Annotated in this window: 10 protein-coding genes and 1 pseudogene; 1 reads left to right on the top strand and 10 read right to left on the bottom strand. The window is 46.4% G+C overall.

Going from position 1 to position 12,895, the window contains the following annotated elements; translation table 11 throughout:
• Positions 1-28: 28 nt before the first annotated feature.
• Entirely contained in the window at positions 29-931 is a 903-nt protein-coding gene (locus tag GUA98_RS06945; RefSeq protein ID WP_153978617.1) for an ABC transporter permease, read from the bottom strand.
• Positions 932-943: 12 nt separating this feature from the next.
• Positions 944-2,563: an extracellular solute-binding protein gene (locus tag GUA98_RS06950; protein ID WP_193722520.1), complete on the bottom strand. Its 1,620-nt coding sequence runs from the start codon at positions 2,561-2,563 to the stop codon at positions 944-946.
• A 513-nt stretch (positions 2,564-3,076) separates the two neighbouring features.
• Here GUA98_RS06950 and GUA98_RS06955 point away from each other — a divergent pair.
• A pseudogene (locus GUA98_RS06955) lies at positions 3,077-3,450 on the top strand (cupin domain-containing protein); the annotation flags it as partial.
• 668 nt (positions 3,451-4,118) lie between these two features.
• Here GUA98_RS06955 and GUA98_RS06960 read toward each other — a convergent pair.
• From GUA98_RS06960 to GUA98_RS06995, 8 genes are all read right to left on the bottom strand, one after another.
• Positions 4,119-4,880 carry a nucleoside 2-deoxyribosyltransferase gene (locus GUA98_RS06960; protein WP_201281152.1) on the bottom strand — a complete coding sequence of 254 codons (762 nt, stop codon included), beginning with the start codon at positions 4,878-4,880 and terminating at the stop codon, positions 4,119-4,121.
• 19 nt (positions 4,881-4,899) lie between these two features.
• The gene (locus tag GUA98_RS06965) at positions 4,900-5,844 is read right to left on the bottom strand and encodes a nucleoside hydrolase (protein ID WP_153978619.1); all 945 of its coding nucleotides are present in this window, start codon (positions 5,842-5,844) and stop codon (positions 4,900-4,902) included.
• Positions 5,845-5,888: 44 nt separating this feature from the next.
• Positions 5,889-7,235, bottom strand: a complete 1,347-nt coding sequence (locus GUA98_RS06970; RefSeq protein ID WP_153978620.1) for an amidohydrolase family protein — start codon at positions 7,233-7,235, stop codon at positions 5,889-5,891.
• Positions 7,236-7,283: 48 nt separating this feature from the next.
• Positions 7,284-8,135 carry a carbohydrate ABC transporter permease gene (locus tag GUA98_RS06975; RefSeq protein WP_153978621.1) on the bottom strand — a complete coding sequence of 284 codons (852 nt, stop codon included), beginning with the start codon at positions 8,133-8,135 and terminating at the stop codon, positions 7,284-7,286.
• Between the two features lie 35 nt (positions 8,136-8,170).
• Positions 8,171-9,463, bottom strand: a complete 1,293-nt coding sequence (locus GUA98_RS06980) for an ABC transporter substrate-binding protein (RefSeq protein ID WP_162009941.1) — start codon at positions 9,461-9,463, stop codon at positions 8,171-8,173.
• A gap of 34 nt (positions 9,464-9,497) precedes the next feature.
• Positions 9,498-10,472, bottom strand: coding sequence for a carbohydrate ABC transporter permease (locus GUA98_RS06985; RefSeq protein WP_153978623.1), 975 nt, complete (start codon positions 10,470-10,472; stop codon positions 9,498-9,500).
• A 45-nt stretch (positions 10,473-10,517) separates the two neighbouring features.
• On the bottom strand, positions 10,518-11,324 hold the full coding sequence (locus GUA98_RS06990) for an IclR family transcriptional regulator (RefSeq protein ID WP_153978624.1): 807 nt from the start codon (positions 11,322-11,324) through the stop codon (positions 10,518-10,520).
• A 721-nt stretch (positions 11,325-12,045) separates the two neighbouring features.
• Positions 12,046-12,807 (bottom strand): YheC/YheD family protein, encoded by a 762-nt coding sequence (locus GUA98_RS06995; RefSeq protein ID WP_193722521.1) that lies wholly within the window; start codon positions 12,805-12,807, stop codon positions 12,046-12,048.
• Positions 12,808-12,895 lie beyond the last annotated feature (88 nt).

Here is a 12,895-nt window from a genome sequence, read left to right on the forward strand (position 1 = left end):
TTTAACGGGTACCACTCCGTCCCCTCCTTTACATTAGACTAATGTTCGAAGACTTCTTGGCGACAGAGTTCGCGAGCATCAAAAACATGAAGTTGACGACCGTATTGAACAAGCCGACCGCTGAACCGAAGCTGTACTGGTTGGATTTCACCCCTACATTAAATACATAAGTAGAGATGACTTCTGATACGGGCTTGTTCAGACTATTCTGCATTAGAAAGGTTTTTTCAAAACCCACACTCAGCATGCTGCCCATATTCAGAATAAGCAGAATAATAATCGTTGGCATAATGGCGGGTATTTCTACGTTCCATACAATTTGCCATCGATTAGCACCATCAATTTTGGCCGCATCATACAACTGCGTTTCTACTGTGGAAAGTGCAGCGATGAATATAATACTGTTCCAACCGCAAACTTGCCAAATGCCTGATAAGACGTAAACCGGTACAAATGCGGAAGGGTTTCCCAAGAGATTAACATCGGCAGGAACCAAATGAAAAGTTTTCAGAAATAAGTCAAGAACTCCTGTAGAAGGTGAAAGCAGGATTTGAAGCAAAGCCACCATAACTACCGTCGAGATAAAATAAGGCATGTAAACCGTGGTTTGGAGAATGCGCTTGTACTTGTTGTTTTTGATCGAATTAATGACTAGTGCTAACAGAATCGGCATGGGAAAACCAAGCAAGATGGAGAAAAAAGCAATGACGAATGTATTTCTTAGCGTTGGCCAAAACATGGGACTGTTAAAGTATTGTTCAAAATACTTGAATCCGGCCCAATCACCTCCGGTAAATCCCTTGCTGAAGTCAAAATCCCGAAAGGCGAGCTGTATACCGTACATTGGACCATAGGCAAACACAGCGATATAAATCAAAGCGGGAAGAACCAGTATCCATAATTGATAATTGCCCTTTTGCATCGATTTCATCAAGCGCCCCTCCTACTTAAGCGTAGTCAAATATTCATTGTACGCTTTTTGGCGAATCTCTAAATTCTGGGTAAGTCCAGAATCTTTGACGGACTTTACGTAAGCGTCCCATTCGCTTTCGATGCTCGCGCCGGTGGTCATCCATTGCGCCCATTTCTGATCGGTAATGTTATTGATGTTGGCCTGATTTAAGGCCAAGGTATTAATATCTTCTGTTGTATATTTCATAAAATCCTGTGGATAAACATTGGATTTCGGGTCTGCTTTTTTCAACAGCTCGTCGTATACCGCTTTCTCATCAAGTACGCTTCGCATGTCTGTACCTAAGGTGATTTTATCTTGAATACTGTCAGCAATATAATAAGGGCCGAGATCGGCGAATGTATTGGTCCATTTCCATGATCCGGGGTCTATAGAGGGATCCGCAGGAGGCAGAATTTGATAGGTACCATCACCTTGTTCTTGAATCCCTTTGTCTGTGTCATTCATGCCGCCGAATAATACCTGAATACTGACCTCAGGGTCGTAAAATTCGTTAATGAATCGCATCGCGGCTTCTTTATTTTTGGATTTGGCGCTGATGGAAACTGCGTTGTCTCCATAATTTTGCGTGTAATGGTCATAACTCCAATAAAGTTCATTTGTAGAATCGGCATGATGCTTTAATTGCGGCAGCGTGATATATTGATCTTTCAACACACTGCCAAACCGATCTCCCGTCTCCCATCCCCACGTAAATCCAATCTTCGCCGCGTTGCCATTACCTCTGCCCAGCGATTGATATTTTGAGTAATCCTGTGTAATGGTTTCTTTGTTGATCAGATTTTGACTGTATAAGCGTTGAAGAAACATAACCAATGTCTTGAAGCGTTCATCGACAAAAAAGTTCTTGACCTCGGCATTTTCCACGAAATAGCCGTTTGGCGAATCTTCAGACAGCGGTAATCCCAGACTTCCCAGCAGAAGCTTGGCAGAGAAACCTACCGGCATGCCGCTAAAATCCATAGGTATTTCATCTGTTGAATCACCGTTCTGATTGGGGTCCCCATCACGGAAGGCAACGAGTACACTTTCGAGCTCGTCCCAGGTTGTTGGAGGCTCCAGTCCGAGATTGTCCAGCCACGTTTTATTAATGAACATGGACGCGATACTATCGGGCCAGATCCCTTTATATCGCGGAATACCGTAGATTTTACCGTCACTTTCAGCCGCGAGCGTCTTTAGCTCTGGATGCTCATCAAACATTTTATTAACATCGGGGGCCTCTTGCTCAATCAATGAACTCATATCTTCAAATAGTCCGTTGAATTGTACGAAATCACTGTCGGCTGTTGCATTGAACAATAGATCCGGAACTTGCCCGCTGGCAAATAGTGCGCTTTTTTTCTGATCCCAATCCGCAGTAATCTGCTGCCACTCAATTTCTACATTCGCTTTATCTTCCAGATCTTTAAGCCATTTCATCTGATTGACGTCCTTTGTCAGTGAATGCTTCACAATAATAGCCGTTAATTTGGTCTTGCCTGATGAACCATCCTCACCAGAATCCGTACGATTGCTCTGACACCCTGCCAGTACCAAGGACACCATGGAAATTGCCAATAAAACATGCCTAAAAATCCGCTTTTTCATTACATTGACCCCTCTCTTCATGAATAGCAATATTTGAGCTCATCCGAAAAGATTTTTTCGTACAGACCATCTAAAAAAGGTTCAATTATATGTTTGCGCTTTCAATTAGGTGATTCATTGACAAATGTCTGGCCAGATCATTTACCCAACGTTATCATCATTATAGAGTGCCATAATCTAGTTTGTCTCATTGTATAATAGCCAATCATCATCGTATTTTGACTTTTTTTGCATGTTAAAGGTGAGCATTAAGGGAATAGGATTTTAGTTTGCAAAAGCCACTCTAGTTCTCCCATGCCACCGACTATGCTTAAATTTCACACTCCTATATAGGCAGCAGCATAGAATAAACTAAATACTAGGCCATAAAGGAGAATGAGTATGAACCAGAAATTCCCCCTTTATGACCCGTTGTACAGTTCCATGAAGAAAGGTTGGAATGTCAACGATTAGGGTTATCAGCCTCAGCATGATCACAGGCATCATAACGTTAATTATTCTACTGAATAATTAGAATTAAGAGATTATGGACCACGACCACTTGTCATTAATATTGACCAGGCAGCTAAATATAATCTGACGTACCGCACTGCTCTATGGACAGAAAAAAACTTCCAGATTACTCTGATGAGTGTTCAGGTTGGTGAAGATATAGGGTTGGAGGTACATCCGACGACTGATCAGTTCATCCGCATTGAAGAAGGCCGGGGACTTGTTCGAATGGGAGATCAGAAAGAGAGGTTGGACTTTCAAGTGATGGGCTATAATGACTAAGCGATTATGATTTCTGCTGGAAAATGGCATAATGTGACCAACATGGGCCGAACACCGCTCAAATTATAGTGATATACGCTCCGCCTCAGCATCCCTATGCAACAGTTCAGTGATACCAAACAAAGCTGTAAAGGTAGACCTGACTTGACACATCTCATCCGCGTTTCCAGTGAGCCAACTTCAATGAAGTTCTTTTGCAAAATTCCCGCACTGTCAAGCCACTCCTCCAGCACCTTTCGGAAAGGGCAATAACCGTGGAGAAGTCATCCACGATCCGGGTTTACCGATGCAGCCTGCTGAGCAACTTGGTCGTGACTTATTCGTAAGCAAATATACCGACTACTGTCTCGATATGAAAAGAAATGGGAAGGTTTGTCCGGCCGCGGATTGAACGACACGGCTACAGAAGCGCCTAGTGGGACCTAGACCGTTGGCAAGAATTTAAAGTACACTCGGTTCATTATTATGTGGGTCCCCTATTTATGACGTTTAAGAGGTGACGGAAGCACAACAGGCTTTAAGTTCTCACTGATGCTAACCTTCAAGGGGAACTGGGACAATTTTTTCTCTCCTTCTTTATTGCTACCATTTTTTTAGAAGGTACTGCTTATTCCTGCAAATGATATTGAAGTAATTGCCCATTTCAAAAAAATTCGTAGGGGTTGCATATCGTTCATAGAAAAACCCGGCTCTTCAAATTTCCATTGAAGGAGGCCGGGTTTCTTTGTTAAAGCAGGCTTGTAAACGTTCGCCAGAGTTTGGCATATCATATCCTCAACGCTTAACTGGTTCCATAATAATCAATTCTTGCTTTGAGCAGGCATTCCTCAAGTCCGCCAATGACAATATCCATCGGCACCGCAAGCATCAGATTCAGCGGCAGATCAAAATTCTCCACATGCATGCCGTCACTATACAATTCTGTAGTCGGATCTATAGAGGCCCTAAGCCGTTCACTCATACTCCGGCCATCCGCAATATATCCATACAGCTTTTTCCCGAGCGCATATCCAAGTCCGCATTCGAATACCGTACCGGAATCCGGCTCAGCACCGCGAAAAGGGTTCAGATTGGCCATAACAATATCCGCCTCACGGATCAGACCATCATTAGCGTGAAAAATCATTGCAGCCGTTTCCTTTTGCCCCAGATTGTCATAGTTCTCTTTATCCAGTGGAAAAAGCCCTTCAAACCCATATCTGCGGCAGCTTTCCCGCATCCTCCGCCCCTCCTCTACTGCATCGGGACGGAATACGTGAAAGCCAGCCAGATATATGGACGGCAGACCGAACGCCTGCCAGGTCAGCGCACAAGGATACAGAGTCTTTCCCAGAACAGCCTGCTGTGCGGCTTCCTTACTGCCGAATACGTAGCTCTCTACATCAGCAATGCCTCCGGACTCCCGGTTGACAGCCCTGACACTGCCATCGTAAGGATACTGTAAATAAAATGTCTGTCCGCCAAAAACGCGGGCCTTGCACCTGGCAACAACGCCTGCAATGACAATATATTGTTCAGATTCCCCAGAGACCTGCTCTTCCATTGATAAAACTCCTTTCGGACTACTTCTGCTCCAGCAGTGAAAACACCATTTCTCGGAACAATTCCAGATCTGCCTCCATACATACTTCCGCATTAGGCTCTTTGTTCAGAATGCCGTTCTGGTCGACCAGGCTGTATCCTTTGGTCAGCTCACTTTTATGTTCGACATCAATATAAAAACGGTTCGAACGTGCCATAACCCGGTTGTCGATCGCCATAGCTACCGTAAGTGTATCCGGGTGGGAGATTCTGCGTCCGCCGCCCCGCTTCAGTCCCAGCTCCATGCCTGTCTTCAGCACCTTCATATAAAAGTCGGCAAAGCAGGTATTCATGGCCTCGATCTTCCGAAAATGCTCCTCTACCATCACCGGATTCCGCTGACATACATCCCATCCGACCATTGTGAGATTAAAGCCGGCGTGAACAACAATATGAGCGGCCTCGGGATCCACTAGAAAATTAAATTCGGCAGCCGGACTGTCATTACCCATGAAATTGTTCGCCCCGCCCATCACCCATAAATGCTTCAGCTTTCCGGCAATAGAGGGATCGAGTGAATAAGCTAGTGCCAGGTTAGTAAGCGGCGCCTGTGCAATCATCTCGATTTCACCGGGGTACTCATTGATCAGACGGACAATAGCCAGAGCTGCATGCTCTTGCTCGGGCTTAAGCCCAGGTTCAGGAAAATTTGCTCCGCCCATTCCGTCTGAGCCGTGAATATGCTCTGCGGTGAACAGTTCCCTCATCAGCGGCTTGGCTGCTCCGGAATAGACTTTGACACCCGGGCGTTCCGCGATCTCCAGTGTGGTCAGCGCATTACGTGTGCACAGCGACAGGGGAACATTTCCCGCTACAGTTGTAATCGCTTTAACTTCAACATCCGGCCAGCGGAGCGCCAGCAGCAGTGCAGTACAATCATCGCCGGCTGTATCGGTATCTATCATAAGAATTTTACGTGTACTCATTTCTCACACTCCTGTTGATGATCTCATTCTGCACTCTGGATAGCCTATATTCCCGCTCTGACAGCTACATGGGGCAGCGCCCTGCCACTTTCGTAGAGAATCTTCTCTTCATCCATGGTCAGGATTTGACGATCCTTCATCACGATTTCACCGTTAATAACCGAATCGCGGACATCACTGCCGTTCACGGATTCGACAATCGTAGGGATCATCCGATGAGTCGGACTGATATGAGGCTGATTGATGTCAATTAGGATCAGGTCCGCTTTTTTGCCGACCTCAATCGTGCCGATTTGATCCTCAATTTGCAGCGCCTGTGCGCCGCCGATCGTAGCCATCCGGATCAGCTCATGTGCAGGAATAACAACCGGATCAAAAATCGGCAACCCCCAGAAGGCATGAAGTCCGGAACGGAATACACGCATTTCATCAAACAGGCTGAGGCTTGAGCCTGCCGCTCCGTCGCTGCCCATTCCAATGGAAAGCCCCTGCTGCATCAACGTAGGTGTTTTTGGAAAGCCATGACTGCCAAAATTGCTCCTCGGACAGTGAACAACCTTGACTCCACGCTCCTTCATCAGGGCAATCTCGCCGTCGGAGAGGACAACATTGTGTGCCGCCAGCATATTAGGGCCGAGTGCGCCGAACTGGTCGAATACCTCTGCCGGTCTCTTCTGGTAGTTCTGCAGACAGTAGCTGACCTCATCCCGGTGTTCCGCGAGGTGAACATGCAGCCCGGCGTTATACTCTCTGGCCTTATCTGCCATTAAAGTGATTAAAGCCGGTGTACTCGTCATGACCTGCCGCAGTGCAAACCAGATACGCAGCCGTCCTTCCCCGGCACCATTATAAGCACAGTACAGCTCTTCGATCCGCGAAGCGGCCTCCTCCGGCGAAGATGCCAGCATCGAGTCAGGTATGAACGGGCCTGTATCCATAGTAGAACATGTAATAGCCGCTCTGAGTCCTGATTCAATCGTCGCTTCGGCCACCTTGTGCATATGTACCCCGCCGGACTCGGCGAAGGACGTGGTGCCCGATTTGAGCATCTCCAGACAGCTTATCTGTGCACCCAGGTAAGTAACCTCTTCACTGAGGCTGCTCTCAAACGGCACAAGAATCCGCGACCAGATCATCGGATATTCGCCGAGAGTCCGGCCCCGCAGGAATTGCTGGCAGGTATGCGTATGGGCATCCACCAGTCCGGGCATAAGCAGCTTGCCCCTACCTTTCAGAACCTCCTTCGGCTCGTACTTGTCCTTGATCTCTTCTGCCTTGCCAATCGCAATAATCAGGGTATCCCGGATGGCAACGGACTGGTTGTCCAGAATATCGAATTCAGGTGTCATGAAGCTGCAATCTGTAATTAATAAATCTGCCAGTTCTCTCATAAGCAATCCCTTTCTTGTTCAGAATATTGAGCTTACATCAGGACTTCATTACTTCACTCCGCCTTCCGTCAGGCCTTGCACAATATATTTCTGGAAATACAGCACCAGCACCAGAACAGGAATGCAGGAGATTACCCCGGCCGGGAACATCAGTTCATAGGCGATGCGATCCTGGCCGATAAATTCGCTAATACGGGACGGAAGCGTTCTGCTTCCGGAATCGGTAAGGACTGAAGCGAGCAGAAATTCATTCCACGCTCCGATGAAGACAAATACTCCAGTAGCTGTAAGGCCCGTCGCTGACAGCGGCAGCATAATCCTGAAGATGGACTGCAGACGTGTACAGCCGTCTATCCGGGAAGCCTCCTCGATTTCATGCGGCAGAGACTGCAAAAAGGAGTAATACATCCATACGACATAGGGCAGCGAAAAAGTAATGTACGCCAGTACGAGGCCTTGGAAGGTGTACAGCAAGCCGCTCATCCGCATCAAGATAAACAACGGAATCAGTAAAGCCATCTGCGGCAGCATTTGCGAACCGAGTATTGTCAGAAACACAGCCTTTCTGCCGGGAAACTTCAGTCTAGCGAATACATAGGACGCGAACACGCCCAGAACGAGAGACAGCAGAGTTGTAAACCCGGCAACGATCAGACTGTTCCATACCGCAGTCATAAACGAACCGTTCTCAAACAAGTTGGCATAATATTTAAACGTAAGCTTCTCCGGGATGATGACAGGCGGGCGCGACAGCAGTTCTACAGGCAGCTTCACGCTGGACAGCACCAGCCACAGAAAGGGAAAAAGCACATATAACATCAGACTGAGCGAAATGACCCGAACCAGAATGCCTTTGAGAGCACGCCGGAGGGTACGTCTGGGCGTTGCTGTGTAATTCATGTTCTGTACCTCCTCGTTATTAGCTGTGCAGTCCGTTACTTCCCGATCATCTTCAGCACGTTAGCTTCGGCAGCTTTCAGTGCTTCTTCAGGAGTTTCCCGGCCGGCAACGGCAGCCGAAATATGTCTGGACACTTCAGTGGAAATCGCAGCGGCCTTTTCATGCTTGAACATTCCGTAAGGGTACTCCATTTGCTCCGCTACAGATGCAAAATGAGGATTAGCTTCCTGCACCTCAGTATCCTGGAGCGCAACATTATCCGCAGGAATCCGGCCTATGCCGATTGCCATCGCTTTTTCCTGTTCCGTAGAAGTTACGAATTTGATGTATTCCATCGCCTGCTCCTTATTCTTCGAGCTTGCCGGAATCGCAAGGCCGCCTGTCTCGGCATAGGAGGCAGTCTTAAGCTCCGCTCCAGGTACCAGGGCTACCCCAACCTGTCCTGTAATCTTGGAGGTTTCCGGATTGTTGGCCAAAGGATAGGTATGCGGGGCATTCATCATCATGGCAATTGTCCCTTGTGCAAAAGCATCGGCTAATGGTGCTGTGCTGTCATACTGCACTGATTGCGGACTGATGATCTTGCTTTTCAAATTCATATCCGCCATGAACTGAAGTGCCCGCACCCCCTCCGGACTGTTAAAGGTCGGAATATCCTGTTCCTCATCCCAGAATTCCCCGCCCTCAGATCGCAGATGAACAATAAACGGTGTATAGGAGAAGGTTTCGCCCCAAGGTTCGGCATACGGTGTGATTCCCTTGGCCTTCAGCTTCTCGGCAACAGCGGTAAATTCGGCCCAGGTTGACGGAGGATTCTCTATGCCTGCCTCAGCAAACAGCTCCTTGTTGTAGTAGAACTGCCACGGCCACAAGTAGCGGGGAAATCCATAGATTTGTCCGTCATTCATCATTGGAGTGAAATAGTTATCGGAAATGTTAGCTTTCATATCTTCTGTAATGAGATCATCCAGTGGCGTAAGAAAGCCTTTCGGAGCAAATTCAGCTACAAAATCATCACGGACATGTACAATGTCATATTCTGTGCTTCCGCCCGCGAAGGCGGTGGCCAACTTGTCATGCTGCTCGGTAAAGTTAACCACTTCATAATTGACTTTAATGCCAGAGACCTGCTCAAATTCCTTAGCCTGATCCTGCCAGAACTGGTCTCCGACGTACAAAACGGTAATCTCTCCTTTGTCACCGTCAGCCGCTGCGCCTGCTTCGCCGTTCTCTCCAGCATTTGATCCGCTGCAGCCCGAGACCACTGTTACCAATGCCAATCCTGCAATTGCCAGGGATTTCTTCAGTTTCCACCATTCCTTTTTCATCCTGCAATCTCCTCTCGTATCCATGAATTCTTGATTAATTCTCTACTTTCAGTGTTTTCATATAGAAAAAGGTGAATATCAGAGTCAAAATCGTAATGCAGTAGCTGATTGCGGCTCCATAGCCTAGATCGAAGTTGCGGAATGCCTGTTCATAAGCGAAAACGTTAAGGGTCATAGTGCTGTCCTGAGGCCCGCCTTTGGTAAGCAGCCAGATCAGGTCGAATACCCGTAAGGTCCACATCGTCTCAATGACGAGCAGTACCATGATGACAGGTTTGATATGAGGCAGAATGATATGATAGAAAGCGGTTATTGGGCCGCCGCCATCCACTTTGGACGCTTCGTGCAGCTCTCTGGGAATGGATTGCATGGCTGCCAGCAGCAGCAAGGCGACATAGGGGACACTTTTCCATATATCCGCGAACAAAACTGCCGACATGGCTGTATGTTCGTTGACCAGCCACATTTGATATTCATCAATAAAGCCAAGCTTCAGCAGTACCTCGTTAAAGATGCCGTAGTCTCCGCTATACATCCATTGCCACATCAGGGAATTGACAACATTGGACAGTGCCCAGGGAATCAGGAAGATCCTTTTGAAAAAACCTGCCCCCCATAACCCGAAATATATCGTCAGTGAGATGCCGAAGGCGATGGCCAGAGTGGCTACGACCTTGGTGACAGTGAAGAACACTGTGTTGGATAGTACATTCAGAAAACGGGCGTCGGAAAGAAGCTGCATGTAATTACTCAGTCCGACAAAATCATAGGTCATATTGCCTTGCGTAAAAGCTACCTTGCTGAAGGAGATGAACAGTGCGTAAAGCATCGGCACAAATACTGTTAACAAAATAAGTGTTAACGTAGGCATTAAATACAGATAGGCTGTCGAAGTGTCACTCAGACGATCCAGCCTGTCCAGCAGTCCGCCTTTCCTCATCCCTCTATCCTTCTTCTCCTGTTCCCGGCCTCGTCCAAAAATCATCAGAAAACGGTTTGCCTTATCCATATGTTCTCCTTCCTGCTGCAGCCCCTGTATCCTCCGGGAGCAGTTCTAATTTTCCGTGATTTGGGCCTCATAAACCCACTTGGAGCCTAACTTCAACGAAAGTGTCTGGGCAGCCTTTCTGCAAAATTCATGACATTTCTTCATCTTGTCCTCCATCCGGAACTGGGGGCCAAGCACGGATATCGAGGCAACAACCTGGTTCTCATGATTTCTTACAGGAAAAGCGATGCCTACCGAGCCCATATCCACTTCCTGAAAAGTCCAGCTGTAGTCCTGCTTACGGATTTGAGCGAGGGCTTCACGAAGGGTATCCGGGTCGGTCTCCGTGAAAGGAGAAAATGCATGAAGGCCGGCGGCAATGATCTCCTCCTGCTCCGACTCTGGTAAAAAGGCCATAAGCAGCTTGGTCGGGGCTCCGCCATAGAGCGGAACTCTCTTTCCAAGCTGGGAGGTTGACTTGATCGATTCGTGACTCTCGAATTTCTCTATACATACGCCTGAGTGTCCGTCCACTACCGTCAACAGCACGGTTTCTCCCGTCTGTTCGGCCAGCGTTTTCAGCTCCGGCTTGGCCAGGGCAGGAAGGTTCATACCGCGGGCTACCACCATTCCCAGTTCGAACAGCTTCAAACCGAGGGAGTATTTTTTGTTCACAGAATTCTGGGTAACATATCCACGTTCCTCCAAAGTAGAGAGCATGCGGTGAATCACACTTTTATAACAGTCCAGTTCCTCGCTCAGTTCTGTTACTCCCCATTCCGGCTTGGCATCAGTAAAACATTCGAGCAGCAGCAGCATACGGTTCGCTGTTTCGAGCTTGGGCTTCGTTTTTGGCTTAGATTCTGCTTTCATCAGTAACCACCTCTTTACATTCTATTGTTCTCATTTGCAGAACATCGTTCTTTTTTATAAAGAAAAAAATTTGAAACGAGATTTTATGTAACTTAATATCACATAAAAGTGATGCTTTAGTTATATTTATTCTGATTTGTTCATAATTATAGCAAGGAATAAGCACTTTGCAAGCTTAAAATTTAAAATTAATTAATAATTTGTAAATATAGTTGACATGCTAATAACACATAACGATAAATGTGACTTTATTACTGATAGTTATGTTTAATTTCATTTAATATCAAGGCTTAATCTCAACTCCGGTCGCGACCCATTTTTTCTCTCTTAACTTTAAAGCATTAAGGCAACCCTTTCGCGGAATCCCCAGTCTACCTGATCATATTGATGAGTAACATACACTTTGGCGTACAGGTACAGATGCAACGGCAAGTGAATGCCGATTGAACTATGTTCGGGTTGGTAAGTGTAGTCCGAGGCTCACAACGGTCTCTGAACAAGATTAATCGAATGATATACATTTTCAATCATGTACCTGGGGTATTCCGCCTGAGTATCAACGCGATTGACGTGCTCTCAAACCCTCAGTGACTTGCCGCACATTTATAATGTTTTATACGGTTCTGAGAAGCACAGTTTTTTAAAACCCTTACAGCTGGGCTTACTTCCATGCTGACATTTCTGGTTTTCTGCTAAGCGTAATTTTCGGGATAGAAGAACGTTATTTTGTTTTTTTAGCAGCATGGCGGTAATATTTTATGACTCTTCTATACATTGTCTTGTCCTTTAATTGGTTGAAAATATAAGGGTCCGGTTTGGCGTTCACTTCAATAATCCAAGGCTTCATTTTCCGGTCCAGCCCAATATCAACGCCGATCTGCTTAAGATAGGGGTATTTTTTCTTCATGTGGCTTGCAATACGTAATCCAAGCTCATTCATCTCCTGGATGAGTTCATTTCTGCGTTTCAGAGATGCATGAGATTCCAGCAATGTGTGAACATCCATTGGTTTACCACCACTGTGATAATTGGTCACGATTTTTTTGGGATGACCGAGCCGACCGATGATTCCCGTAGCCTCCCACTGATTATTGGGACTTAACTGTATCATGACTCTGATATCAAAACGCCGCTTGTTATGCTTCAGAAGGTCAATTCCTCTCTGAATGAGATAGCTTCTTTTATGCATCAAACGTACAAGACTTGCATGGAACGAGTCAAAGTTATCAAACGACAGTCGTTTTTGTTCAATCTGATAGGCAAAGTTCTGAGGACTCAACATTTCCGCCTTTATGACACCCATTCCGTAAGTGCCAATCTCGGGTTTAATATAAACCATACCGTATCTGCTGATCATGGACCACAGGTTGGCTTTGTTATATCGCTGCGTATCAGGTATGAATGGTTTGATAGAACCATTATTGAGGATCACTTTTGTTTTCAACCATTTGCTGCTTAACGGCTTCAATTTATCAACCCCCATATATCAATTCTTCCTTCAACAACTGAATCAAGCCCTACTGTATCATCAAGATCATGCATTATATGTAGTACCGATAAAACAACCCTAA

The sequence above is a fragment of the Paenibacillus sp. P13VS genome, assembly GCF_015143645.1.
GTDB lineage: Bacteria > Bacillota > Bacilli > Paenibacillales > Paenibacillaceae > Paenibacillus > Paenibacillus xylanilyticus_A.